Raw genomic sequence first — 25,365 nt, 5'->3', positions numbered from 1 at the left:
ACGTTTATTTTCGTCCGAATCCAAACTTCGCGGGCCGTACTGCCGGAAGATGCGGCGGATTTGCCGGCTTGCGGAGCGAAAGTTTTGCGGATTGGCCGAAAAACCGTATCTTTACGAAACGTAAAAATCTCCCGAAATGATGAAACTACGCCGATTTCTGTTCCTGCTCTGGGCGGGATTGCTGGTAGCGGCCGCCGCGTGCGCCCAGCCTGTCAGCACGCTTTACGACAAGACCGAATACCGTATCGCCATGCGCGACAGCGTGCGCCTGCACACCTCGGTCTTCACGCCCAAGGCCCCCGGCAAGGCCCCGATAATCATTTTCCGGACGCCTTACGGTACGGGACCTTACGGCGAGGGACAGTTTCCCGGCAGTTTCGAAAAAGGCTACATGCGCAGCTACGTCGACCGCGGCTACATCATCGTCCAGCAGGACGTCCGGGGCCGCTACATGAGCGAGGGCGAGTTCATGCACGTGCGTCCCGCGGGCTTCGGCAGCGTGGACGAGACGACGGACAGCTACGATACGGTGGACTGGCTGGTGAAGAACATTCCCGGCAACAACGGCCGTGTGGGTTTCGCGGGATGCTCCTACCCGGGATTCTACGCCCTGATGGGCGGTTTGAGCGGGCATCCGGCCGTGAAGGCCGTTTCGCCGCAGGCCCCCGTTACGGACTGGTACATGGGCGACGACGTGCACCACAACGGCGTGCTGATGCTGAGCGACGCCGTGCGGTTCCTCAATTCGATGAACACGCCCGCTGGACACGAGCCGACCGACAAGATGCCGCGGCGCGGGCTGACGATCTCGCCCGACGAACGCACGTTCTTCCTCACGGAGCGCCCCACGCGGGCCGACCTGACGAAACTGCTGGCACCCAATGCGTTCTGGGAGGAGATGGCCGAACATCCCGACTACGACGAGTGGTGGCGCGCGCGCGACACGCGCCGGGCCTGCTACAACATCCGTCCCGCGATGCTGGTCGTGGGCGGCACGTTCGACGCCGAGGATTGCTACGGGGCCTGGAACCTTTACAAAGCCGTCCTGCGCCAGAGCGCCCGGACTCCGCTCCATCTGGTCGTCGGGCCGTGGGCCCACGGGGCATGGCGCGGCGACGGGCGTACGCTGGGCGACTTCGATTTCGGAGAGGAGGCCTCCGGAGCCTACTATATGGAACATTTCGAGGCGCCCTTTTTCGACTGCTACCTCTGGGCGCGCGACACGGTCGACCGGCTGCCGCCCGTGGCGGCTTTCTCGTCGGGCGACAACCGCTGGCATACGTTCGGGCGGTGGACGCCTTCCGAGGCCCGCAAACTGACTCTTTACCTCGCCGGCGGCGGCCGCATCACGACCGAAAAACCGACGGTGAAAAACTCCTCGACGAGCTATACGTCCGATCCTGCCGACCCCGTGCCGTATATCGCAACCTCCGGCACGCGGCGTCCCAAGGAGTATATGATCGCCGACCAGCGGTTTCTGGAGGGCCGCAAGGACGTGCTGACGTTCGTGACCGAACCGCTTGCGGAAGACGTGACCCTTGCCGGTCCGGTCGAGGCTTCGCTGAAAGTGGCCCTTTCGACCTCGGATGCCGATTTCGTCGTGAAACTGATCGACGTTTACCCCGACGAGGGTGAAAAGGCCGGCATGCAGATGCTCGTCCGCGGCGACGTGGTGCGCGGCCGTTACCGCGACGGCTTCGCGCGTCCGAAAGCCTTCGTGCCGGGCAACCCCGAGACCGTGCCTTTCCGCACGACCGACATCGCCCACACGTTCCGCGCCGGACACCGGATCATGGTGCAGGTGCAGAGTTCGTGGTTCCCGCTCACGGAGCGCAATCCCCAGCAGTTCATCGACCTGTGGCGCTGTGCGGCGTCGGATTTCGTGCCCTGCCGGGTGACGCTTTTCCACCAGCGCGACCGCGCGTCGTCGCTGACCGTCTATAAGCTCTGATTTTCGTGGAACTCCGCATCGCCCTCTGCCAGTGCGACATCGCCTGGGAACAGCCCGCGCGGAACCTCGCGCGGCTCGAACCGATGGTCGCTGCCGCCGAAGCGGATGTCGTGCTGCTGCCCGAACTGTTCGCCACGGGCTTCACGCTCGATCCCGCCGGAGTGGCCGACGGGGCCGGCGGGGCGGTCGTCACGGCCCTGCGCCGCTGGGCCGCCCGATACGGCAAGGCGGTCGCAGGCAGCGTCGCCGTTGCCGAAAACGGACGTTTCTATAACCGGATGTATTTCGTGAAACCCTCGGGCGAATTTATCGGCTATGATAAACGCCATCTGTTCGCACCCGGCGGCGAAGCGCGCCAGTACACGCCCGGCGACAGCCGTGCGGTGGTCGAATACGGAGGCGTGCGGTTCTTGCTGCTCGTCTGTTACGATTTGCGTTTTCCGGTCTGGAGCCGTTGCCGGGGCGATTACGACGCCATTCTGTGCTGCGCCTCGTGGCCTGCGCCGCGGCGCGAAGTGTGGCGGACGCTGCTGCGCGCCCGGGCCATCGAAAACCAGTGCTATGCGGCCGGGGTGAATCGGGTGGGGGATGACCCTGCGGCCCGTTACGCCGGGGATTCGGCGTTGGTCGACTTCAAGGGCCGCACGATGGTCGAAGCCGGCGGCGGGGAACGAATTCTGACGGGCGTGTTCGACACGGGGGCGCTGGCGGCGTTCCGCGAAAAATTCCCCGCGTGGCGGGATGCCGACGAATTCGTTTTAAAATAGACGTGTCATGCGCGCGGGGGACGCCAATGCCTGTTATTTTTCCCTTCAGACGATTATTTCCGCTGATTTATTTTGAATTCAGCGGAATTTGAATACCTTTGTTTTCAGCTATGAAACGATCTGACAGCGATAGAACGGGTTTTCGTTCGGGAAATGAAACGGGAGGTAAATTTCTTCCCCATTGGCTCTCGGCTGTCGATCGACTTACCCCCCCCCTCGCGCTGTTCCGGTTGAATTTCTGAATCCGGCTTTCCGCGATTATATAATGACTCTGACAAGGGGTTGTTGTGTTTTGTCGTGTCGTATCTCGAAATCACTCTCATCCAATAAAAAATGCGTATGAAATCCAAAATCTTTACATCGTTCCTGTTGGCGGCAGTGCTGCTGTCGGGATGCAAGAAGGACGATCCGGCTCCGGATAAGGCGACTTTGTCGGTCAGTCCCCAAACTGCGATTGCCTTTACGGCCGCGGCGACGGAGACCTTTACCGTAAAGGTCGTCACCAATCAACCGGCGTGGAAAGCCGAGTCTTCGCAAAGCTGGTGCAAGGTCGCTGCGGGGGAGGGTCAGTTTACGGTTTCCGCCGATCCCAATACGTCGGAAACAGCTCCGACGCCGGCGGTGATTACGGTGACGGCCGGGAGTGAAAAGGCGACGATTGATGTCACGCAGTCCGCCGCCGGGAAGGAGCAATATCCCGATACCGAGGCCAAACTGAAGCAGGCTATCGCCAAAGTGTGGACTTTTGCGGAGAGTTCGAACTATGTTTCGCTCGAGTTCACGACCGACGGCCTTTATACGTTTTTATCCAAAACGCCCTTTACCCGGGCTGCGGAGAATAATATCTACCTGCTGTCGGGCGCCTATTCCGTTGCTGCCGATCTGCACGAACTCACGTTGAGCGATTTCGGCAAAATCACCATCAGCGACGTGGGGAACGGCAAAGCCTCCATGACGATCGCCCCGACCGGCGGAACTCCCTCCGCGGCGGAACTCGACGAGCAGCGTTTCGTAACTCCCCCGGCGTCGGCGGATAAGAAGATCAAACGGGTCGAGTCGAAAGATCCTACGGAGGGAAACGGCGCCATCGAATACAGTTACGATGCGAATCGGCGGATGTCGAAGATTAAGGTAACACAGGGCGGCCTGACGCTGGAAATTCCGATCAATTACGAGGATGGCAAAGTCTGGTATCAGTTCGAAGGCGGCGAGGTCCTCGGAGAGCCGGGCGTGTTTAAGGTTACCTATACGCTCAATGCGGCGGGGCTGGCCCGCTCTTCGGTTATTCAGCACAAAGGCGTCGTGCTCTATAAGATATACTATACTTATAACAACCAGAGGCAGCTGGTCTCCTATCGGATGACGGACAATGCCGGGAAACTCGACGGGTTTTGCAATGCCACGTGGGTGAACGGGAATGTGGTGAGCACTTATTCCGAGAGCGTGCACACCTGTGACGGCAGTTATGATGAGTATGACGGGCATAAATATTACCATCACGACCATAACGGCGACGGCATTTTCAACCAGGAAGATATTATCACCCGCGAGACGGACCATAGCACGTACAGCTATTCGGCCCGGGAGAACAAGGGCGGCTACATGTATCCGATCGTTACGCCCGATATATTCGGCTCTTCCGATGTTTTCGATCAGTTGGGCCAGTGGATCGGCGTGCTCGGCGTCTCCTGCAAGCACCTGATGTCGGAACATGCGGATGCCGACGGTGCGTTGACCTACCAATTCGACGCCGAAGGGTATCCTACGCGCATCGACGTGTCGTTCCCGGAGGATCCTTCCGATAACTGGTATATCCTCCAGACCTACGAGTAGGGGCGTTAATACCGGTGATTCGTGTAAAGTCCGTCCGAAATGCCGCAAGGCATTCGGGCGGACTTCGTTTTTTCAGCGTCGGAACCCTGACCGCGACAACTGCGGAGAAGACAATGTATTGAAAAAAAACGTATCTTTGCACGTTGCTGATTTGCGATCCAATAAACCGGACGTTCCGCACGTTTACATACCTGAAATGGAAGATACGATCAAAATACTGGGCGCCCGGGTTCACAACCTCAAGAACGTGGACCTCGAAATTCCGCGCCGCAAACTGGTAGTCGTCACCGGCCTCTCGGGGTCGGGCAAATCGTCGCTGGCCTTCGACACGATCTACGCCGAGGGGCAGCGGCGCTACATGGAGACGCTGTCGACCTACGCGCGGCAGTTCGTGGGGACGATGGAGCGTCCCGACGTGGACAAGATCACGGGGTTAAGCCCCGTGGTGGCCATCGAACAGAAGACGACCAACAAGAATCCCCGCTCGACGGTGGGCACCGTGACCGAGATCAACGACTTCCTGCGCCTGCTTTACGCGCGGGCGTCGCGGGCCTATTCGCCCGTGACGGGCGAGGAGATGGTCCACTATACCGACGACCAGATCGCCGAGCTGATTCTCACGGGCTTCGCCGGGCGTAAGATCGCCCTGATGGCCCCCATCGTCAAGGGCCGCAAGGGCCACTACCGCGAACTGTTCGAGTCGCTGGCCAAGAAGGGGTACATCTATGCGCGCATCGACGGCGAGATCCGCGAAATATCGTCGGGCATGCGCCTCGACCGCTACAAGATACACGCCATCGACCTGGTGGTCGACCGCCTCGTGGTCAGTGAGGAGTCCCGCGAAAGGCTGATGACCTCGCTGAAGGAGTCGATGCGCCAGGGCAAGGGCACGATGGCCGTCCACGACTACGGGACCGGGCAGCAGCGTTTCTACTCGCGCCACCTGATGTGCCCCTCGACGGGCGTGGCCTTCGAGGACCCCGCGCCGCACACCTTCTCGTTCAACTCGCCCAAGGGCGCCTGCCCCCATTGCAACGGACTGGGCGAGGAGGCGGTTTTCGACGTGGGGAAGATCATTCCCGATGCCCGCCTCTCGCTGCGCGAAGGGGCCGTCGGACCGCTGGGCAAGTACCGCAACAACATGCTTTTCGCCATTCTGGAGATGCTGGGCCGCCGTTACGATTTCACGCTCGACGATCCTGTCGAAAGTTTCTCCGAGGAGGCGCTGAACGCCGTGCTCTACGGCGATTCCGAGCCGCTGACGGTCGACCTGCAGGAGTTCTCGTCTTCGGGCGGACGCCAGTTCCTCTCGTGGGAGGGCGTGGCCGAGTACATCGGCCGCACCGAGGACGACGATTCGAAGCACGGCCAGAAGTGGCGCGACCAGTTCCTCGTCTACCGCAAATGTTCGGTCTGCGGCGGCTCGCGCCTGCGGAAGGAGTCGTTGCAGTTCCGCGTCGCCGGGAAGAACATCGCCGAGGTGTCGGCCATGTCGATTTCCGAGTTCTCGGAGTGGGTTCCCACCATCGAAAAACAGCTCTCGGAGAAGGAGTGGAAGATTGCCCAGGAGATCGTCAAGGAGATCCGCGAACGCCTGCGGTTCCTGATGGACGTGGGGCTGGGCTACCTCTCGCTGGCGCGTTCGTCGCGTTCGCTGTCGGGCGGCGAGAGCCAGCGCATCCGCCTCGCCACGCAGATCGGCTCGAAACTCGTCAACGTGCTCTATATCCTCGACGAGCCGTCGATCGGCCTGCACCAGCGCGATAACCAGCGGCTGATCCGCAGCCTCGAAGAGCTGCGCGACGCGGGCAACTCGGTGATCGTCGTCGAGCACGACGAGGACATGATGCGCGCCGCCGACTTCATCGTCGACGTGGGACCCCGCGCCGGGCGCAAGGGCGGCAACATCGTGGCCGCCGGGACGTTCGACGACATCCTCCGGTCCGACACCATCACCGCCGATTACCTGACGGGACGCCGGCGGATCGAAATTCCCGAAACGTTGCGCAAGGGAACGGGCGGGCGCATCGTGATCCGCGGCGCGCGGGGCAACAACCTCAAGAACGTCACGGCGGAATTTCCGCTGGGCAAGTTCATCTGCGTGACGGGCGTCAGCGGCTCGGGCAAGTCGACGCTCGTCAACGAGACCCTGCGGCCGATTCTCGCCAGAGAGCTTTACCGCTCCTTCGACCAGCCGCTGGAGTACGACGGGGCGGAGGGCCTCGAACATATCGACAAACTGGTCGTCGTCGACCAGTCGCCCATCGGGCGCACTCCGCGGTCGAATCCCGCGACCTATTCGAACGTCTTTTCCGACATCCGCAAGCTGTTCGAGATGACGCCCGACGCCCAGATCCGCGGCTTCAAGGCCGGGCGTTTCTCGTTCAACGTCAAGGGCGGCCGCTGCGAGGAGTGCCGCGGGGCGGGCGTGCAGACCATCGAGATGAACTTCCTGCCCGACGTCTACGTGCGCTGCAAGGCGTGCGGCGGCCACCGCTACAACCGCGAGACGCTCGAAGTGAAGTACAAGGGCAAAAATATCGACGACGTGCTGAACATGACGGTCAACATGGCCGTGGAGTTTTTCGAGAACATCCCCAATATCTACCAGAAGCTCCGGGCCATTCAGGAGGTGGGCCTCGGCTACCTGACGCTCGGGCAGCCCTGCACGACGCTGTCGGGCGGCGAGAGCCAGCGCATCAAGCTCTCGTCCGAGCTTTCGAAGCGCGACACGGGCCGCACGCTCTACATCCTGGATGAGCCTACGACGGGGCTTCATTTCGAGGACATCCGTCTGCTGCTGGAGGTGCTGAACAAGCTCGTCGACCGCGGCAATACGGTCATCGTCATCGAACACAACCTCGACGTCATCAAGGTCGCCGACCATATTATAGATATAGGTCCCGAGGGCGGGGCGGCCGGCGGGGAGATCATCGTCGCGGGCACGCCGCACGAGGTGGCGCAGTGCGAGGGCAGCTACACGGGTCAGTTCCTCAAAAAACTGGGGTTGTAGCGTCTCCGTCTGTCCGGCGGGGCGCTCTGCCGTGAGGCTCTGAAACTCGTCCCGAGGGAGGGCGGCGTATGCAAACGCCGACGCCCGTGACGGCAACGGTGTCCGGAAGCGGAAAGTGGCCCATGATCCCGCTTTCGGCACAAAACTTGCTTTCATAGCCGTAACAAACCTTATGTGCTATGAAAAAAACAGTCATTATCGTTGTGGGCCTGCTGCTCTGTGCGGCGGCCGTTACCGTGATCGGACAGAAAAAAGTGCTGTCGCCCAAGGAAGAACGCCGCGAGGTGCGCGAGAAACGCCGTGCGGAACGTATTGCCAACTACGAGAAGTTCATGGACTCGCTCGTGCTGTCGCGCAACTTCCAGTTCAACCCGACGACCTTCCAGCGTCAGCCCGCAGGTCCGATGCGCCAGATTATGAACCCCGCGTTCAACGTCGGCATGTGGGACGGAACGGCGGACATCACGCTTCCCTACATCAAGGGTTACGTGCCGCCTTACTATGTGACGATCATCAATTACACCGTTTCCGATTTGCAGGGCTATATCACCGAGCAGACGCACGAAGGCTGGATGGTGACCTTCTCGACCTCGCTGTTCTCGGCGTCGACCTACACGTTCACCTTCGAAATCTTCTCCCGCACGGGCGGGGCTACGCTGACGATCACCAATCCGTGGTATAACCCCGTGCAGTATACGGGTTCGATTTCGCAGCTCTATTGACGTAAATTCATTTTGCCGGACCCATCCCGGGCAGCCGTATCCGCTGCGCTGTCCGTTTGCCGCTCCGGCGATCCCCGAACCCCCGCCTCAGGCGGGGGCTTTTTTCCCGTTCAATCCGATGTCCGACTTATGAAACACTCCGTTTTTTCCACCTGCGGCGCACTCTCTTTCATTGTCTGCGCCGCCATCGCGCAGACCCCGCAGTATACGCTCGAAACTTCCGCCGCGGACAGCGTGCCGCAGACGACGATCGTTCCCGTGCAGCAGGCCCCGGTGCAGGTCGTGGAGCATACGACCGTCTACGAGGAGCCTGCGGCGGGGATGGACCGCGCCCAGCGCAGGGCTTATAAGGCCCGGGTCTACGCCGCGAAGATCGACTCGCTGGTGCAGTCGCGCGACTATATGTTCTTCCCCAACTCGATGCAGCAGCTACCCGGCGGAATGATCCGTTCGATCTATGCCGACTACTTCTTTTTCGGGGTGTTCGTCGACCATGTCGAGGTGCACCTGCCTACCGAACGGGGCATCACCCAGTATGTCGAGATGCTGAATTTCGATTCGATGTCGGTCCGCGACTACCGGGCGGCCCGCGTGCAGTGGGGCTGGTCGGTCTCCTTCAATATTTCGGACGGCAACACGCTCTACCACGCCGATTTCGCCGTCTCGACCGCCACGGGCGAAACGGTGCTGACGCTCCTGACGCCCGACGTCACGATGCGCTACGTCGGCTGGCTGTGGAACAAGCGGGTGAACGACCCGCGGTATCGCAGGATGGATTAGAAAATGAAGGATAAAACGGCGCCGAATCAATTATAGGCTCCGTTTTATCTGAAATTACTCGGTACTCATGGCCAGCCTCAAACCTACATAATCCGAATTGTAAGATTGTGCAGGCCTGTGTGATACGCGTGCGGAATTGGACCAAATAGCCCAACATCCGCCCCGTATAACGCGCATAGACCCGCTTTGCGGACCTTGTGGATTTGTTTGAGGTTCCTCGGGATAATCGCCCAGCCAGTCACTGCAATATTCGTAAAGATTACCGCCCATGTCATACAATCCCAGTTCATTGGGTAATAACTGTTTTACATAATGCGGGCTGTTTCCATTGTTACGTAACTCCCAATAATCCCACTTGTTTTCATTGAGTATATAGGTTCCGGCATTGTTGTAACACCAGGCCGCCAGGATCGAAATGTCGAAGCCCGGATAAATGTGTCCCTGGGATCGGTTGCCTCCCCGTGCTGCATATTCCCATTCGGCATCGGTCGGTAACCGGAATTTTAATCCCGTTGCTTGGTTGAGACGTTCGATAAAAGGTTGAATGTCGTTCCACTCCACGCCTTGAGGCTTATGGTATTCAGAATAGTCGCACTCTGTTTCCATAACTGCGCTCCAAAGTTCCTTTGTGACCTCTGTTTCTCCGATATAAAAGGTATTGAGCGTCACTTTATGTACAGGATATTCGGTGCGATCCGGTTTCCAGCCGCTCGCCTCCTGTTCACGGGTTGCTCCCATCTGGAATGTTCCTCCATCTACTTTTACCATGGTAAAAGAACAGTTCTTAAATGTAATTTCTTTTACCGGAACATTCTGTTCGTTTTTCGAATGTCCTTCGTCATCATCTTTGCTGCATGCGACCAGACAGATCGCCAAGAACGGCAGCAGAATACGGTTTTGTTTCATTTTGATAGATTGGTTAAGGGTTAAGAGTCAATAAAAAACGCGGACAAATTCCTTTATCCACGTCGGAGGTATTGGACGACCTACAAGTAAGATGAAAGAAATGCCCGCGCCGTAAAACAGCACGAGCATCGCCTTTAGTCCCTTACTTGTTAGAAAGTGTCCAATTTTCCGACGTAAGAAGAAAAGCCGATGCACTTTTTATATGTCGTGTGCCCGCAGGCACGGAGTTGAAAGGTTGTTTTCTACTGCTTCATAGGCGTCGCGGTTTGGTGTTTGATCGTACAAATATAAGCAATTCTGAATTCTGAATTGTAAATTCTGAATTATTTCCTGTCCGCAGGACGGTAAATAAGCGCCACGGCGGAGACGGAGATGCCTTCCTCGCGCCCCTCGAAGCCCAGATGCTCCGTGGTCGTGGCCTTGACCGACACCCGGTCGTCGTCTACGCCCATTGCGCCGGCCATCGCACGGCGCATGGCGTCGATGTGCGGCCGCAACCTGGGCTGCTGGGCGCGGATCGTGCAGTCCACGTTCCCGATCTCGTAGCCCTTTTCGCGCAGCAGTTCCGCCACGCGGCGCAGCAGGATCTTCGAGTCGATGCCCGCAAAATCGGCCGACGTGTCGGGAAAGTGCAGCCCGATGTCGCCCAGCGCCGCGGCGCCCAGCAGGGCGTCGCACAGGGCGTGGATCGCCACGTCTCCGTCCGAGTGGGCGACGCACCCTTTCGTGTGGGCGATCTCCACGCCTCCCAGAACCAGCGGCAGGCTGTCGGCCAGAGCGTGTACGTCGTATCCGTGTCCTATTCTGAAATCCATTCGTTCCCGTATTTTATATTGTCAAAGTTACGGATTTTTTCCTAACTTTGCAAAAATGCAAAAATCTATGTCGGAAATAACCTCTTTGGAACCGCGTCTTGTCTGGGAACAGTTCGACGCCATCACGCGTGTGCCGCGTCCTTCGAAGAAGGAGGGCAAAATCATTGATTTTCTGGTCGATTTCGCCAAAAAGCACCATATCGAATATAAAAAGGACGCCATCGGCAACGTCGTGATGCGCAAGCCCGCCACGCCGGGCATGGAGGAGCGCGCAGCCGTGATCCTCCAGTCGCACATGGACATGGTCTGCGAAAAGAACTCCGATGTGGAGTTCGACTTCGACAACGATCCCATCCGCACGCGTATCGACGGCGAGTGGGTCCGGGCCGAAGGTACGACGCTGGGCGCCGACTGCGGTATCGGCATGGCCGCCGCGCTGGCCGTGATGCTCGACGAGACGGTGGAGCACGGTCCCGTCGAGGTGCTGTTCACCGTCGACGAGGAGACGGGCCTCACGGGTGCGTTCGAGCTGGGCGAGGGGATGCTCACGGGCAAATACCTCGTCAACCTCGATTCGGAGGACGAGGGCGAAATCTTCATCGGCTGTGCGGGCGGCATCGACACCATCGCCACGTTCCACTACACGATGGAGCCGTCGCCGAAGAACTACACGTTCTTCCGTGTCGACGTGTCGGACCTTCAGGGCGGACACTCGGGCGACGACATCGACAAGGGCCGCGTCAACTCGAACAAGACCGTGGCGCGCCTGCTGTGGGACGGCATGCAGTCGTTCGAACTCAAACTGTGCTATTTCAACGGCGGCAACCTCCGCAATGCCATTCCCCGCGAGGCTTACGCCATCTTCGGCGTTCCGGCCCGCTTCAAGGAGGAGTTCGTCAAGCGTTACAACCTTTTCGCCGCGGACCTCGAAGCCGAGTTCCGCTTCCGCGAACCCAATTTCAAAATCACGCTCAACGAGATGCCCCACGTCGACGAGGTGCTCGACAGCAGGACGCAGTCGGCGCTGGTCTACTCGTTGGTGGGCGTTCCCAACGGGGTCGTGGCCATGTCGTTCGCCGTTCCGGGGCTGGTCGAGACCTCGACGAACCTCGCTTCGGTGAAGTTCGCGGAGGGCAACCGCATCGTTGTCACCTCGTCGCAGCGGTCGTCGGTCGAGAGCGCCAAGACCTACGTGATGCAGATGGTCGAGTCGGTCTTCGCGCTGGCGGGCGCCGATGTGGCCCATTCCGATGGCTATCCGGGTTGGATGCCCGACCCGCAGTCGAAGCTGCTGGAGGTCACCGTCGATGCCTACAAACGGCTGTTCGGCTCCGAACCCAAGGTCCGCGCCATCCATGCCGGGCTGGAGTGCGGTCTGTTCCTCGAAAAGTATCCCGATCTGGAGATGGTCTCCTTCGGTCCGACGCTCCGCGGCGTGCATTCGCCCGACGAACGGCTCGAAATCGCCACGGTTCCCAAGTTCTGGAAACTGCTGACCGAAGTCCTGAAAACAATCTGATTCCGATTCCGGCGTCCCCGCTGCGGGGACGCCGGAATTTGTCATGCCCCATCCCCGTCTGACGCTGCTTCTGCCGTGTCGCGACGGCTTTTCTGTTTGCCGGACCGTTTTGCCGCGCTGCATGCGATCCGGTTTTGAATCGTCGGACTTTTTGCTATCTTTGTGTTCTGTAAAGTCGCAAAGATATGCTGAAAAGTCGTTGTGCCCTGTTGTTTCTCCTGTTTCCGTGTGCGGCGGCGGCCCAGTACCCCGGCGACGAATACTATCCCTATGCCGAACGCGAGGAGCGGCGCGAACTGCTCACGACCGATTCGACGCTCTTCTACCGCGCCGTGCAGTCCCCTTCGGACCTCTACGGCCTTCGCACCGGTTTCAACCTGCCGCAGGTCGCGCTCCGGCGCCGCGGACTGGATTACACCCTGGAACGCACGTCGCTCATGGGCGTTGCGGTTTCCTACCGTTACCTCGCGGCGCTGCGCCTGCTCGGGGCCGAAGAACAGCGCTATGCGGGGCTTGCCGCCGCGCCCGGGGAACCGGCTGCGGCGGGCGGCATGCGGGCGTTCCGGTTTTCGGACGGGGAGCCGTTGCAGCCTTTTCTGGCTTCGGTCCGCTTCACCGACCGCAATTACCTCGTGGGAGCGAAAGCCGCCGTCTCGGCGTCGCCGGGCGACGGCTGGCGCATTTCGGCGGCTCTCGACGCCCGCTCCGGCCGCGACATGCACGTCGAAGGGGTCTTCACCAATGCCGTGACCGCCGGACTGCGCCTTGCCCGGCGTTTCGGCGAAGGGCACGAACTCTCCGTGCTGTGTATCGTGCCGCCCTCGGTGCGGGGCACGCGCCTCTCCTCTTCGGAGGAGGCTTTCACGCTCACGGGCGACCGTCTCTACAACCCGGCGTGGGGCTGGCAGGACGGCAGGGTGCGCAACTCCCGCGTGCGGCGCGAGACGGTTCCGCTGGCCCTGGCCGCCTATGCCGTGCCGCTGTCGGCTTCGACCTCGCTTGCCGCCACGCTTGCCGCCGAGGCGGGCGTCGCGAAGTACAGCATGCTCGACTGGTACGACGCCCGCACGCCGATGCCCGACAATTACCGGTATCTGCCCAGCTATACGGGCGACCGGGAGACCGAGCAGGCGTGGCTCGCCCGCGATCCGCGCTACACGCAGATCGACTGGGACGAGCTGATCCGCCAGAACCGCATGGCGGGCGGACATGCGGTCTATGCGTTGGAAGACCGTGTCGAACGGCTCTGCAACCTCGCTTTCGACGCGTCGTTCGCCACCGAAGCCGACGCCCGGCTGACGCTCCGCTACGGAGTTTCGCTCCGCCGCGAAAACACCCGTTCCTACAAGCAGATGCGCGATCTGCTGGGCGCCGGGTACGTTACGGACATCGACCGCTTCCTGATCGACGACGACACGTACAGCAATCTGTTGCAGAACGACCTGCGGCATCCCGGACGGACGGTCCGCGAGGGCGACCGCTTCGGCTACGATTATGCGCTGACGCTGCGCGGGGCTGCGCTCCGCTTGCAGGCCGATTACCGCTCCGACCGTTTCCGGGCCGATCTTTCGGTCGTGCTGGGGAGCGATGCCGTCAGCCGCCGGGGCTATTACGAGAAGGAACTTTTTCCCGGCGGGCAGTCCTACGGCCCTTCGCGCGTCATGCGGTTCACGCCCTACACGCTCAAGGCCGCTGCGGGCTGGGCCTTCACCCCGCGCCGCTATATCGAAATCGCCGCCGCGGCCGCCGCCCGGACCCCTCGGGCCGGGGATCTTTTCTTTCAGCCGCTCTATAACAACCGTACGGTCGACAACCCCGTGCCCGAACGCATCTACGCCGCCGAACTCAACTGCCGCCTGACGGGACCCGTCGTCGATTTTCAGGCGGCGTTCTTCGCTGCCATGACGCTCGACGGCATCGAGACACGGACGTATTACGACGACATGGCCTCGGTCTACTGCGACATGGCCGTGACGGGCGTCGGGCGCATGTCCTGCGGCGCGGAGGCCGCGGCCGACATCCGGCTGTCCTACCGCTGGCTGCTGTCGCTGGCCGCTTCGGCCGGACGCTACGAATACATTCGCGATCCGCGCGTCACGGTGCTCTCCGACGTGGATAACTCGGCCGTCGACGTGCAGGCCGTGAGCCGTATGGGCGGCTGCGAGACGGGCGGCGCCCCGCAGCTGACCGCTCTGGCGGAGATCGCCTGGTTCGGCCCGAAAGGGTGGGGATGCCGCGCTTCGGCAGGATATGCCGGGCGGCGTTACGTCGAACCGATGCCCCTGCGCCGCACCGACCGCATCGCGGGTCAGGGCGGTATCACACGGGAGTTTTTCGACGCCTTCACCCGGCAGGAGCGGCTGCCGGACGCCTTCACGCTCGATGCCGCGCTGTTCAAGTCGTTCCGGTTCGAACGTTCGCGGCTCACCGCGTCGCTGATGCTGCGCAACCTGACGGGCGAGGCCGATACGGTCTATGGCGGCTACGAGTCGCTGCGCGTGCGCCGCATCCGCCCGGGCGACGACACGCTCTACGCGCCCCACGCCTCGCGCTGCACCTATGCGTGGCCCCGTTCGTTCTATCTTACAATCTCTTACCGGTTTTGATCCGCACGTAAAAAAACGTCCGGATTTTTTGGATTTCCGCGTTAAATTCGTATTTTGGAGAGGCAAAAACCTTAAAAACTTTCAGATCCATGATTATCGGTATTCCAAAAGAGATCAAGAACAACGAGAATCGCGTTGCTCTTACCCCCGCAGGCGCCCGGGAGCTTGTCAAACGGGGACACAAAGTTTATGTGCAGGCTACGGCCGGTGTGAACAGCGGATTTGCCGATGATGCCTACACGGCCGTCGGGGCGGAGATGCTTCCCTCGATTGAGGAGGTCTACGCCCGGGCGGAAATGATCGTCAAGGTCAAGGAACCGGTGGCTCCCGAGTACAAACTCATCCGCAGGGACCAGCTGGTTTTCACCTTCTTCCACTTCGCCAGCAGCGAACCCCTCACCCGTGCGATGGTCGACAGCGGGGCGGTCTGCTGTGCCTATGAGACCGTCGAGCGCGCCGACCGTTCGCTGCCGCTGCTGATCCCGATGTCGGAGGTCGCGGGGCGCATGGCCGCGCAGGAGGGACGCTATTTCCTCGAAAAACCCCGCGGCGGCAAGGGCGTGCTGCTGGGCGGCGTGCCGGGCGTGAAGCCCGCCAAGGTCTTCGTCATCGGTGCGGGCGTTGTCGGAACGGCTGCGGCGCGCACCGCTGCCGGAACGGGGGCTGACGTGACGATCTGCGACATTTCGCTCCAGCGGCTGACCTATCTGGCTGACGTGATGCCCCGCAACGTCAAGACGCTGATGTCTTCCGAATACAACATCCGCGAGGAGCTGAAGCATGCCGACCTGGTGGTCGGCTCGGTGCTGATTCCGGGAGCCAAGGCCCCGAAGCTCGTCACGCGCGACATGCTCCGGGAGATGGAGCCGGGAACGGTGATGGTCGACGTGGCCATCGACCAGGGCGGCTGTTTCGAGACTTCGCGCCCCACCACGCACGAGGACCCGGTCTATTACGTCGACGGCATCCTGCACTACTGCGTGGCCAACATTCCGGGCGCCGTGCCCCGCACTTCGACCCTCGCGCTTACGAACGCGACGCTTCCCTACACCATCCAGCTTGCCGACAAGGGCTGGCGGCGCGCCGCACAGGAGAATCCCGAGCTGGCGCTGGGGCTGAACATCATCGGCGGCAGGGTGGTCTGCAAACCCGTGGCCGACGCCTGGGGGCTGCCTTACGAACCGTTGGCGCTGTAACCTGCCGGGACGGTAATCCGCAGGCGTTGTAACCAGCCGGCCTGTTTTGCGGCGGCCTCCCTGTCCATCCGGGACGGGGAGGCCGTCGGTATGTAATTATCCGACTTTTTGGACGATTTGTTTTTGAAATTATTAAATAATTCATATATTTGCAAGAGAGCAAGGCAGTTACGTCGGTCATTCCGGTTTCATTCCGGTTGGAATGCGTCGCTAAAAGCGTCGAATCTTCAAGTCCGGCGACTGTTTTTGTTACGGATCGTAAGCAATACAGAAAGTCAGGGTGGCGTTTGCCGCACGGAAAGCGTGGGGCGGCGTCATTAAGTTTTATTCGATAAAGAGGTTAGTATGAGTGAGAGATTGTACATTTTCGACACCACGCTGCGCGACGGTGAGCAGGTCCCCGGTTGTCAGTTGAACACCACCGAAAAAATTGAAGTCGCCAAACTGCTCGAAAGCCTCGGCGTAGACGTCATCGAGGCGGGATTTCCCATCTCCAGCCCCGGTGATTTCAACTCCGTGCTGGAGATTTCCAAGGCCGTTTCCGAGCCGACGATCTGCGCGCTGACCCGCGCCGTGAAGAAGGACATCGACGTTGCGGCCGATGCGCTGCGGCTGGCCAGGCGCAAGCGTATCCATACGGGCATCGGCGTTTCGCCGCAGCATATCTACGACAAACTGCGTTCCACGCCCGAGAAGATCGTCGAATCTGCCGTCGAGGCGGTTAAATATGCCAAACGCTACGTCGAGGATGTGGAGTTCTATGCCGAGGACGCCGGGCGCGCCGACGTCGAGTACCTCGCCCGCGTGGTCGAGGCGGTCATCCGGGCCGGCGCGACGGTGGTCAATATCCCCGACACGACGGGCTACTGTCTTCCGAACGAATACGGCGCGAAGATCAAATACCTCGTGGACAACGTTCCCAACATCGACCGGGCGATCATTTCGACCCACTGCCACAACGATCTGGGCATGGCTACGGCCAATACGCTGAGCGGCATCCTGAACGGCGCCCGGCAGGCCGAGGTCACGATCAACGGCATCGGCGAACGGGCCGGCAACACCTCGCTCGAAGAGGTGGTGATGACGCTCCGCTGCCACAAGGACGTGGCCGTCGACACGAACATCAATTCGCGCCTGATCACCAAGGCCTCGCACCTGGTGTCGAGCCTGATGAACATGCCCGTGCAGCCCAACAAGGCCATCGTGGGCCGCAACGCCTTCGCCCATTCGTCGGGCATCCATCAGGACGGCGTGCTCAAGCAGCGTCAGACCTACGAGATCATCGACCCGCAGGACATCGGGCTGAACGAGTCGGTCATCGCCCTCACGGCCCGCAGCGGGCGCGCGGCCCTCGTGCACCGGCTCGAACTGCTGGGCTACGACCTCACGCAGGAGGAATTGGACGCCACGTACGAGAAATTCCTCGCCCTGGCCGACCGGAAAAAGGAGATTCACGACTACGACCTGTTGTACCTCGTGGGCGACATCGACCGCATGAAGCAGCAGTCCATTTCGTTGAAATTCATGCAGGTGACCACCGGGACGCTGGTTCCGACGGCTACCGTGGTGCTGAAATTCGGCGACCACGAACGCATGTCCACCGCCACGGGCAACGGTCCGGTCGACGCGGCGGTCTCGGCCATCAAGAAACTGATCAACGAGAAGGTGGTGCTTGCGGAGTTCCTGATGCAGGCCATCACGCGCGGTTCGAACGACGTGGGCCGCGTGCATGTGCAGGTCGAGTGCGGCAGCCGTACGGTCCACGGATTCGGCGCGCACACCGACACCACGCGGGCTTCGATCGAGGCGTTCCTCGACGCGCTGCGCGCACTCAACGTAACCGAAAAAATCGAGGAGGAGGATTGATATGGGACGAACGCTTCTGGACAAGATATGGGACGCGCACACGGTGCGTGTCGAGGACGGCGGCCGCTGCGTGCTCTACATCGACCGGCAGTATATCCACGAGGTGACGTCGCCCGTGGCTTTCGCGGGGATCGAACGCCGCGGCTTCGGCGTCGCGCGTCCGGCGCAGATCACGGCCACGGCCGACCATAACATCCCGACCGTCGACCAGCACCTTCCGATCGGGGAGCCGGAGTCGCGGCGGCAGGTCGAGACGCTGGCCGAGAACTGCGCCCGCCACGGCATCGAGCACTTCGGCGTGGGACACCCCAAGCAGGGCATCGTGCACATCATCGGCCCCGAGCTGGGATTCACCCAGCCGGGCATGACGATCGTCTGCGGCGACAGCCACACTTCGACCCACGGAGCTTTGGGCGCCGTGGCGTTCGGCGTGGGGACTTCGGAGGTCGAAATGGTCTTCGCCAGCCAGTGCATCCTCCAGACCAAACCCCGCACGATGCGCATTACGGTCGACGGCGCGCTGCGTCCGGGCGTCGAAGCCAAGGATGTCATCCTCTATATCATCTCGAAACTCACCGCTTCGGGCGGCACGGGCCATTTCATCGAGTTTGCCGGCAGCACGATCCGTTCGCTCTCGATGGAGGGCCGCATGACGGTCTGCAACATGAGCATCGAGTGCGGCGCGCGCGGCGGCATGATCGCCCCCGACGAGAAGACCTTCGAATACCTCCGGGGCCGCGAACGCGCTCCGCAGGGAGCCGCCTACCACGAGGCCGTGGCCCGCTGGCGGGAACTTTACAGCGATGCGGACGCGGTTTTCGACAGGGAGTACCGCTTCGACGCTGCGGACATCGCCCCGATGATCTCCTACGGAACCAATCCCGGAATGGGGATGGCCGTCGACGGAACGATTCCCGCCGACGCCGATCCCAAGGCGTTGGAGTACATGGGTTTCAGACCCGGGGAGCGGATGTTGGGCAAAGCGGTCGACTACGTGTTCGTCGGCAGTTGCACCAACGGCCGCATCGAGGACCTGCGCCGTTTCGCCCGTCTGGTCGAAGGCCGCCGCAAGGCGGACAACATCACCGCATGGATCGTTCCCGGCTCGAAGGGCGTCGAAGCCGCCGCGCGGGCCGAGGGACTGGACCGCATCCTCGCCGCAGCGGGTTTCGAACTCCGCCAGCCGGGCTGTTCGGCGTGCCTGGCGATGAACGCCGACAAGATTCCGGCGGGCAAATACAGCGTTTCGACCTCGAACCGCAATTTCGAGGGCCGGCAGGGTCCCGGCGCCCGTACGATGCTGTCGGGTGTGGCCGTTGCCGCCGCCGCCGCGGTGACGGGCGTGATTTCCGATCCGCGCGAAGTGTTCGATATGTAAAAGATTATCATTATGTCCATACCCAAATTCGTAACCTTCACCTCGGGGGCCGTTCCCGTCGAGGTGGAAAACATAGATACCGACCAGATCATCCCGGCGCGCTTTCTGAAAGCCACCGAACGCAAGGGCTTCGGCGACAACCTTTTCCGCGACTGGCGTTACGACGCCGCGGGACAGCGGATCGCTTCGTTCCCTTTGAACGATCCCCGCTACGAGGGGCGAATCCTCGTCGCCGGGCGCAATTTCGGCTGCGGAAGTTCGCGCGAGCATGCCGCCTGGGCCATCGCCGACTACGGTTTCCGCGTCGTGGTGTCGAGCTTCTTCGCCGACATCTTCCGCAACAACGCCCTGAATAACGGCCTGCTGCCGATCCGTGTGAGCGAGGAGTTTCTGAAAGCTGTTTTCGGCGAGATCCGGCGCGACCCGAAGGCGCAGTTCACCGTCGATCTGGGCAACCAGACGCTGACCATCGTGTCGGACGGGCGCAGCGAGGGTTTCGAGATCGACGCCTACAAGAAACGCTGTCTCGAAAACGGCTACGACGACGTGGACTACCTGCGCAGTATCGCCGACCGGATCGAGGCCTTCGAAGCCGCCCGCAAATAGCCTGCGCCGATGTTTCCCCCGGTTGAAATCATGGACACCACGCTGCGCGACGGCGAGCAGACCTCGGGCGTCTCCTTCAACGCCCGTGAAAAACTCTCCATCGCCCGGCTGTTGCTGGAGGAACTGCACGTAAGCCGCATCGAGATCGCCTCGGCGCGGGTCTCGCAGGGCGAACAGCAGGCCGTGCGCGCCATCGCCGAATGGGCTGCCGCCAAGGGCTATGCCGACCGTGTGGAAGCGCTGGGATTCATCGACGGCGGGGTGTCGCTCGACTGGCTCGGGACCGCCGGATGCCGCGTGGTCAACCTGCTGGCCAAAGGTTCGCGGAAACATTGCGAGGGGCAGCTGCGCCGCACGCCCGAACGGCATCTGGAGGATGTGCGCGCCGAGATACTTGCGGCCGTCGACCGCGGGATGAAGGTGAACCTCTACCTTGAGGATTGGTCCAACGGCATGCGCCGTTCGCCCGACTACGTCTACGCGATGCTCGACGGACTGGCCGACGCTCCCGTCAGCCGGTTCATGTGCCCCGATACGCTGGGCGTCCTCGACCCCTACGACACCGAACGTTTCTGCCGCGACCTGGTGGAGCGTTATCCGTCGCTGCGTTTCGATTTCCACGCCCACAACGACTACGACCTCGCCGTGGCCAACACCGCCGCCGCCGTGCGTGCGGGTTTCCACGGCGTTCACGTCACCGTGAACGGGCTGGGCGAGCGGGCCGGCAACGCGCCGCTGTCGAGCGCGGTGGCCGTGCTGCACGACCGCCTGGGCCGCACGACGGGGATCGACGAAACGAAGATCAACCGCGTCAGCCGCACGGTCGAGAGCTATACGGGCATCCGCATTCCCGCCAACCGACCGATCGTCGGCGCGAGCGTCTTCACGCAGTGCGCGGGCATCCACGCCGACGGCGACAGCAAGAACAACCTCTACTTCAACGAACTGCTTCCCGAGCGTTTCGGGCGCGTCCGCGAATACGCCCTGGGCAAAACCTCGGGCAAGGCCAATGTCCTGAAAAACCTCGAAGCGCTGGGCATCGACCTCGACGAGGCCGCGATGCGCAAGGTGACCGAACGGGTGGTCGAGTTGAGCGACAAGAAGGAGCAGGTGACGGCCGAGGACCTGCCGTATATCATCGCCGACGTGCTGCGCTACGACCCGGTCGACACTCCGGTCCGGATTCTCAATTACAGCCTCTCGCTGGCGCAGGGGATGCACCCCGTCGCGACGCTCCGGATCGAGATTCACGGCTGCGCGTACGAGCGGACCTCGGCGGGCGACGGCCAGTACGACGCCTTCATGCGTGCCCTGCGGCAAATCTACCGCGAACAGCTCGGGCGCGAGTTTCCGATGCTGCGCGACTATACCGTTTCGATTCCGCCCGGAGGCCGCACCGACGCCTTCGTGCAGACGATCATCACCTGGGAGATGGACGGCCGCGAGTTCAAGACCCGCGGGCTGGACGCCGACCAGACGGAGGCTGCCATCAAGGCGACTGTCAAAATGTTGAATATCATTGAAATAAACTATAACGACAATGGATGTTAAAATCGCTCTTTTAGCCGGCGACGGCATCGGTCCCGAGATCGTCGCCGAAGCCACGAAAGTGTTGGACCGCGTGGCGGAAAAATTCGGACACAAGATCGAATACCGTCCCGCATTGGTGGGAGCCGCGGCCATCGACGCCGTGGGCGACCCCTATCCCGACGAGACGCACGCCGTCTGTCTTGCGGCGGACGCCGTGCTGTTCGGAGCCATCGGGGACCCCAAATACGACAACGACCCCACGGCGAAGGTGCGGCCCGAGCAGGGGCTGCTGCGGATGCGCAAGTCGCTGGGGTTGTTCGCCAATCTGCGTCCGGTGGCGCTGTTCGACTCCCTGGCCGACCGTTCGCCGCTCAAGGCGGAGGTGGTCCGCGGCACGGATTTCATCTGCGTGCGCGAACTCACGGGCGGCATCTACTTCGGCCGTCCGCAGGGCCGCGACGAGGAGGGCGCGCGCGCCTTCGACACCTGCACCTACACGGTCTCGGAGATCGAACGGGTCCTGCACGTGGCGTTCCGGCTGGCCGTGTCGCGCCGCCGCAAACTGACGGTCGTCGACAAGGCCAACGTGCTGGAAACCTCGCGTCTGTGGCGTGAAACGGCCCAGCGGGTAGCCCGGGAGTATCCCGAGGTGGCGGTGGACTATATGTTCGTGGACAACGCCGCCATGCAGATCATCCGCCAACCGGCTTATTTCGATGTCATCGTCACCGAAAACATGTTCGGCGACATCCTCACCGACGAGGCCAGCGTCATCAGCGGTTCGCTGGGCATGCTCTCCTCGGCGAGCGTGGGGGCCGAAGTGGCCCTTTTCGAGCCGATCCACGGCTCCTATCCGCAGGCCGCGGGAAAGAACATCGCCAACCCGATGGCCACGATCCTTTCGGCCGCGATGCTTCTGGAGCACCTGGGTCTCGATGCCGAGGGCAGGGCCGTGCGGCGTGCCGTCGATCGGGCGCTGGCCGAAGGAGTCGTCACCGAGGACCTTGCAGCGCCGGGCGAAAAGGCCCGTTCGACCTCCGAGGTGGGGGATTACGTCGCTTCGCAGATTTAATCCCGTTATTCCGAATTGCCGGCAGACCGTTTTTTCGCGGTCTGCCTTTTTTGGGTGTCGTAACGACACTTTTATTTTTGTTGCGGCGTTTTACCGAACTGCATGCGAATCAATTTTGTTCTCGTCCGACTTTTATGTACCTTTGTCGCTTCAAGAACAATGAATGACATGGCAGGTTCCAATTTCGTAGATTACGTAAAGATATTCGCCCGCTCGGGGCACGGCGGCGGCGGCTCGACGCATTTTCGCCGCGAGAAATTCGTGGCTTTCGGCGGTCCCGACGGCGGTGACGGCGGCAAGGGCGGGAGCATCGTCCTGCAAGGCGACAAGCAGTACTGGACGCTCATCCACCTCAAATACCAGCGTCACCAGTTCGCCGAGGACGGCGAGCACGGCTCCGGGGCGCGCTCCTCGGGCAAGGACGCCCGCGACATCGTGATCCCGGTTCCGCTGGGCACGGTCGCCAAGCGCGTTTTCGAGAACGAGGACGGGACTGCGACCACCGAAACGGTGGGCGAGGTGACGGCCGACGGCGAGCGGCTCGTGCTGCTCCGGGGCGGCCGGGGCGGTCTGGGCAACTGGCATTTCAAGAGCGCCACCAACCAGACGCCGCGCTACGCCCAGCCGGGCGAGGAGGGTGAGGAAGGCACGTTCATCCTCGAACTGAAGGTGCTGGCCGACGTGGGGCTGGTGGGCTTCCCCAATGCGGGCAAGTCTACGCTGCTCTCAGTCGTTTCGGCCGCGAAGCCCAAGATCGCCGACTACGCCTTCACGACGCTGGAGCCGAACCTCGGTATCGTCGAGGTCCGCGACCACAAGTCGTTCGTCATGGCCGACATTCCGGGCATCATCGAGGGTGCGCACGAGGGCCGCGGTCTCGGAACCCGTTTCCTGCGCCATATCGAGCGCAATTCGGTGCTGTTGTTCCTGATTCCCGCCGACAGCGACGACATCCGCCGCGACTACGACGTCCTGCTGGGCGAACTGACGCAGTACAATCCCGAACTGCTGGACAAGGAGCGTCTGCTGGCCGTCACCAAATGCGACATGCTCGACGAGGACCTGATCGCCGAGATGCGCGGCCACCTGCCCGAAGGCGTGCCGTCGGTCTTCATCTCGTCGGTCTCGGGGCTGAACATCCCGCGGCTCAAGGATATGCTGTGGGAGGCGTTGCAGCGGTAACCCCCGCCCGCGTTGTCCGCGCCGGACGCCCGGCGGTTCGGCGTGTTGCTGCGGAATGCGCTGCCGTGCCGGAAAACTCCGCTTCGCGGTTGGTGACGCGCAGGGTGTATTTCCCGGCGAAATAGTCGATGATTCCATACAAGGAGCCTGTGCCCTGGGGCAGAGGCTCCTTTGCGTAGACGCAGGTCGCGGCGGTCCGCACGGTGAAGGTTCGGCCCCGGGTGTCGACGATCTCGCGCTCGGTGGCGACGGCGCGGCCCGTCTCCGGGTCGGTGTCGCACCAGGTTTTCCCGGCGTCGGCGAAACGCACGTCGTCGAAACGGACGCGTGTGTCGATGTGCCGGGCCGAGACGGCGTCGAACGTAAGGAGCTGTGCGGAGGGTGTCTCGCCGCCGGGCGGTTCGGTGCGGATGTACCGCGCCAGCTCTTCGCGCGGAATGCACCCTGCGCCGCCGTCGCCGGGTGTCGTTCCCAGCTGGATTTTCCCGCCGTAGTCGCACAGCGTAAGGCCGTTGCAGCGTACGGTCGCCACGATGCCGAACGGATAGAGGTCTGCCAGCGGGGAGCCTTCCGCGGCGATCGAGATGCCGCCCGAGGCGTCTTCGACGACGATCGTCCTGTGAAATTCGCCGTAGAGGTCATTGGCCGTGACGAATCCGCGGATGGTGATGTCCTGCGCTATCGCGACGCTGCTCTTCCCGTCGCAGAGCGATTTGAGGTAGGCGACCGAATTCTGCGGCTCCGGAGGACGGACCGTGAATTCGGGCTGCGTGGCCCGGTCGCATCCGGCCGGCAGCGTCAGCAGGACCGGCAGCGTCAGCAGGCTAATGCGTGCAGTCGTTCTCATCGCGCAGTTTGAGGATGTAACGCCCGTCGCCCGCGGCGTCGTACTGGAGAATGCCCGTCAGCGAGACCGTGCCGGCAGGCACTTCGGCGTCGGCGAAACGGGCGTATCGGCGGACGTAGGTGTAGACGGCGTTGCCGTCGGCGTCGGTGAAGCGTTTGTAGCCCACCCAGGTTGCCGCCGAAAGGTCTTCGGGGGTGTAGCGCACGCCGTCGATGCGGACGAGCGTGCCGCAGCGGCTTTCCGTAAGCGCGGGAATGGCAAGCGGGGCAGGGGAGGGCGCAGCCAGGGCTTCGCCGCTGCGGACCAGCACGGCGCCGAGCGCCGCCCGGGAGCCGATGTAGTTCGTTGCGTAGCCGCTTCCGGCGGCGGGCGGACGTCCCGCCTGCAACACCCCGCGGCTTTCGGCGACGGCGAGTCCCCGGAGCGAAAGCGTTACGCGGCTTCCTATGGGGAAATCGTTGTGCAGGTGGTCGATACCGGCCATCACTTCAAGTCCCGCTTCAGCGTCGCAGATGCAGAGCGTGCGGTAGAAATTCTCCGCGCGGTCGCAACTCGCGACCCTCCCCGTGACGACGATGTCGCCCGTAACGGTGAAGGGCGTGCCCGCATAGCGGTCGCGCAGCGCGGCGATGGTCTCCGTCGCGGGTTTCCCCTCGCCGTCGTCGTCCGGTTCCCCGAACCGGGAGTCGTAGCACCCGGTCAGCAGGAGCGCGGCGACGGCGCCGAAAAAAGGTATGGGACGGAAGTGAAACATATTTTTACGCAATGCGGTGATT

At 62.0% G+C, this 25,365-nt stretch carries 19 protein-coding genes; 15 read left to right on the top strand and 4 right to left on the bottom strand.

All coding sequences use genetic code 11. From position 1 onward, the window contains the following. Nucleotides 1-139: 139 nt before the first annotated feature. From NQ492_RS00245 to NQ492_RS00220, 6 genes are all read left to right on the top strand, one after another. The gene (locus tag NQ492_RS00245) at nt 140-1,951 is read left to right on the top strand and encodes a CocE/NonD family hydrolase (RefSeq protein ID WP_044054864.1); all 1,812 of its coding nucleotides are present in this window, start codon (nt 140-142) and stop codon (nt 1,949-1,951) included. Between the two features lie 5 nt (nt 1,952-1,956). After that, entirely contained in the window at nt 1,957-2,718 is a 762-nt protein-coding gene (locus NQ492_RS00240; protein WP_022062463.1) for a nitrilase-related carbon-nitrogen hydrolase, read from the top strand. Nucleotides 2,719-3,057: 339 nt separating this feature from the next. Continuing rightward, on the top strand, nt 3,058-4,551 hold the full coding sequence (locus tag NQ492_RS00235) for a BACON domain-containing protein (RefSeq protein WP_015547768.1): 1,494 nt from the start codon (nt 3,058-3,060) through the stop codon (nt 4,549-4,551). Nucleotides 4,552-4,747: 196 nt separating this feature from the next. Then, the gene (uvrA, locus tag NQ492_RS00230; RefSeq protein WP_015547767.1) at nt 4,748-7,564 is read left to right on the top strand and encodes an excinuclease ABC subunit UvrA; all 2,817 of its coding nucleotides are present in this window, start codon (nt 4,748-4,750) and stop codon (nt 7,562-7,564) included. Between the two features lie 179 nt (nt 7,565-7,743). Then, nucleotides 7,744-8,286 (top strand): DUF4251 domain-containing protein, encoded by a 543-nt coding sequence (locus NQ492_RS00225; RefSeq protein ID WP_015547766.1) that lies wholly within the window; start codon nt 7,744-7,746, stop codon nt 8,284-8,286. A gap of 129 nt (nt 8,287-8,415) precedes the next feature. Next, the gene (locus tag NQ492_RS00220; protein WP_015547765.1) at nt 8,416-9,066 is read left to right on the top strand and encodes a hypothetical protein; all 651 of its coding nucleotides are present in this window, start codon (nt 8,416-8,418) and stop codon (nt 9,064-9,066) included. A gap of 54 nt (nt 9,067-9,120) precedes the next feature. Here NQ492_RS00220 and NQ492_RS00215 read toward each other — a convergent pair whose 3' ends face one another. Together NQ492_RS00215 and ispF are read right to left on the bottom strand one after the other, a co-directional pair. Next, nucleotides 9,121-9,972: a formylglycine-generating enzyme family protein gene (locus NQ492_RS00215; RefSeq protein ID WP_015547764.1), complete on the bottom strand. Its 852-nt coding sequence runs from the start codon at nt 9,970-9,972 to the stop codon at nt 9,121-9,123. 323 nt (nt 9,973-10,295) lie between these two features. After that, a complete protein-coding gene (gene ispF, locus NQ492_RS00210) occupies nt 10,296-10,787 on the bottom strand; it encodes a 2-C-methyl-D-erythritol 2,4-cyclodiphosphate synthase (RefSeq protein ID WP_015547763.1) in 492 nt (163 codons plus the stop codon). Nucleotides 10,788-10,854: 67 nt separating this feature from the next. Here ispF and NQ492_RS00205 point away from each other — a divergent pair, with 67 nt between their 5' ends. The 9 genes from NQ492_RS00205 (at nt 10,855) to obgE (ending at nt 23,742) form a co-directional block, all read left to right on the top strand. Continuing rightward, nucleotides 10,855-12,306 carry an aminoacyl-histidine dipeptidase gene (locus tag NQ492_RS00205; RefSeq protein ID WP_015547762.1) on the top strand — a complete coding sequence of 484 codons (1,452 nt, stop codon included), beginning with the start codon at nt 10,855-10,857 and terminating at the stop codon, nt 12,304-12,306. 185 nt (nt 12,307-12,491) lie between these two features. After that, the gene (locus NQ492_RS00200; RefSeq protein WP_044054559.1) at nt 12,492-14,912 is read left to right on the top strand and encodes a TonB-dependent receptor; all 2,421 of its coding nucleotides are present in this window, start codon (nt 12,492-12,494) and stop codon (nt 14,910-14,912) included. An 89-nt stretch (nt 14,913-15,001) separates the two neighbouring features. Beyond that, nucleotides 15,002-16,108 carry an alanine dehydrogenase gene (gene ald, locus NQ492_RS00195; RefSeq protein ID WP_015547761.1) on the top strand — a complete coding sequence of 369 codons (1,107 nt, stop codon included), beginning with the start codon at nt 15,002-15,004 and terminating at the stop codon, nt 16,106-16,108. A 345-nt stretch (nt 16,109-16,453) separates the two neighbouring features. Next, nucleotides 16,454-17,974 carry a 2-isopropylmalate synthase gene (locus tag NQ492_RS00190; protein WP_022062456.1) on the top strand — a complete coding sequence of 507 codons (1,521 nt, stop codon included), beginning with the start codon at nt 16,454-16,456 and terminating at the stop codon, nt 17,972-17,974. Between the two features lies 1 nt (nt 17,975). Further along, nucleotides 17,976-19,352, top strand: coding sequence for a 3-isopropylmalate dehydratase large subunit (leuC, locus tag NQ492_RS00185; protein WP_015547760.1), 1,377 nt, complete (start codon nt 17,976-17,978; stop codon nt 19,350-19,352). A 12-nt stretch (nt 19,353-19,364) separates the two neighbouring features. Further along, a complete protein-coding gene (leuD, locus tag NQ492_RS00180) occupies nt 19,365-19,958 on the top strand; it encodes a 3-isopropylmalate dehydratase small subunit (protein ID WP_015547759.1) in 594 nt (197 codons plus the stop codon). A gap of 9 nt (nt 19,959-19,967) precedes the next feature. Continuing rightward, entirely contained in the window at nt 19,968-21,509 is a 1,542-nt protein-coding gene (locus NQ492_RS00175) for an alpha-isopropylmalate synthase regulatory domain-containing protein (RefSeq protein WP_044054558.1), read from the top strand. Beyond that, the gene (gene leuB, locus NQ492_RS00170; RefSeq protein ID WP_015547757.1) at nt 21,499-22,560 is read left to right on the top strand and encodes a 3-isopropylmalate dehydrogenase; all 1,062 of its coding nucleotides are present in this window, start codon (nt 21,499-21,501) and stop codon (nt 22,558-22,560) included. The genes NQ492_RS00175 and leuB overlap by 11 nt, the downstream gene beginning before the upstream one ends. 168 nt (nt 22,561-22,728) lie before the next feature. Beyond that, nucleotides 22,729-23,742: a GTPase ObgE gene (gene obgE / locus NQ492_RS00165; protein WP_022062452.1), complete on the top strand. Its 1,014-nt coding sequence runs from the start codon at nt 22,729-22,731 to the stop codon at nt 23,740-23,742. Here obgE and NQ492_RS00160 read toward each other — a convergent pair. Together NQ492_RS00160 and NQ492_RS00155 are read right to left on the bottom strand one after the other, a co-directional pair. After that, a complete protein-coding gene (locus NQ492_RS00160; protein WP_015547755.1) occupies nt 23,708-24,589 on the bottom strand; it encodes a DUF5689 domain-containing protein in 882 nt (293 codons plus the stop codon). The genes obgE and NQ492_RS00160 overlap by 35 nt on opposite strands. Next, a complete protein-coding gene (locus tag NQ492_RS00155; RefSeq protein ID WP_015547754.1) occupies nt 24,567-25,343 on the bottom strand; it encodes a DUF5689 domain-containing protein in 777 nt (258 codons plus the stop codon). Before NQ492_RS00155 ends, NQ492_RS00160 begins: the two co-directional genes overlap by 23 nt. Nucleotides 25,344-25,365 lie beyond the last annotated feature (22 nt).

The sequence above is a fragment of the Alistipes shahii WAL 8301 genome (assembly GCF_025145845.1).
Classification (GTDB): Bacteria; Bacteroidota; Bacteroidia; order Bacteroidales; family Rikenellaceae; genus Alistipes; species Alistipes shahii.
This window is presented reverse-complemented; position numbering and strand designations above follow the sequence as displayed.

Coding starts and splice junctions, on each gene's coding strand:
- NQ492_RS00220 (WP_015547765.1), top strand. CDS start 8,416: ATGAAACACTCCGTTTTTTCCACCTGCGGCGCACTCTCTTTCATTGTC.
- NQ492_RS00160 (WP_015547755.1), bottom strand. CDS start 24,589: ATGAGAACGACTGCACGCATTAGCCTGCTGACGCTGCCGGTCCTGCTG.
- NQ492_RS00225 (WP_015547766.1), top strand. CDS start 7,744: ATGAAAAAAACAGTCATTATCGTTGTGGGCCTGCTGCTCTGTGCGGCG.
- leuC (WP_015547760.1), top strand. CDS start 17,976: ATGGGACGAACGCTTCTGGACAAGATATGGGACGCGCACACGGTGCGT.
- NQ492_RS00205 (WP_015547762.1), top strand. CDS start 10,855: ATGTCGGAAATAACCTCTTTGGAACCGCGTCTTGTCTGGGAACAGTTC.
- ald (WP_015547761.1), top strand. CDS start 15,002: ATGATTATCGGTATTCCAAAAGAGATCAAGAACAACGAGAATCGCGTT.
- NQ492_RS00190 (WP_022062456.1), top strand. CDS start 16,454: ATGAGTGAGAGATTGTACATTTTCGACACCACGCTGCGCGACGGTGAG.
- NQ492_RS00235 (WP_015547768.1), top strand. CDS start 3,058: ATGAAATCCAAAATCTTTACATCGTTCCTGTTGGCGGCAGTGCTGCTG.
- uvrA (WP_015547767.1), top strand. CDS start 4,748: ATGGAAGATACGATCAAAATACTGGGCGCCCGGGTTCACAACCTCAAG.
- NQ492_RS00200 (WP_044054559.1), top strand. CDS start 12,492: ATGCTGAAAAGTCGTTGTGCCCTGTTGTTTCTCCTGTTTCCGTGTGCG.
- NQ492_RS00245 (WP_044054864.1), top strand. CDS start 140: ATGAAACTACGCCGATTTCTGTTCCTGCTCTGGGCGGGATTGCTGGTA.
- NQ492_RS00215 (WP_015547764.1), bottom strand. CDS start 9,972: ATGAAACAAAACCGTATTCTGCTGCCGTTCTTGGCGATCTGTCTGGTC.
- ispF (WP_015547763.1), bottom strand. CDS start 10,787: ATGGATTTCAGAATAGGACACGGATACGACGTACACGCTCTGGCCGAC.
- NQ492_RS00155 (WP_015547754.1), bottom strand. CDS start 25,343: ATGTTTCACTTCCGTCCCATACCTTTTTTCGGCGCCGTCGCCGCGCTC.
- leuB (WP_015547757.1), top strand. CDS start 21,499: ATGGATGTTAAAATCGCTCTTTTAGCCGGCGACGGCATCGGTCCCGAG.
- leuD (WP_015547759.1), top strand. CDS start 19,365: ATGTCCATACCCAAATTCGTAACCTTCACCTCGGGGGCCGTTCCCGTC.
- obgE (WP_022062452.1), top strand. CDS start 22,729: ATGGCAGGTTCCAATTTCGTAGATTACGTAAAGATATTCGCCCGCTCG.
- NQ492_RS00175 (WP_044054558.1), top strand. CDS start 19,968: ATGTTTCCCCCGGTTGAAATCATGGACACCACGCTGCGCGACGGCGAG.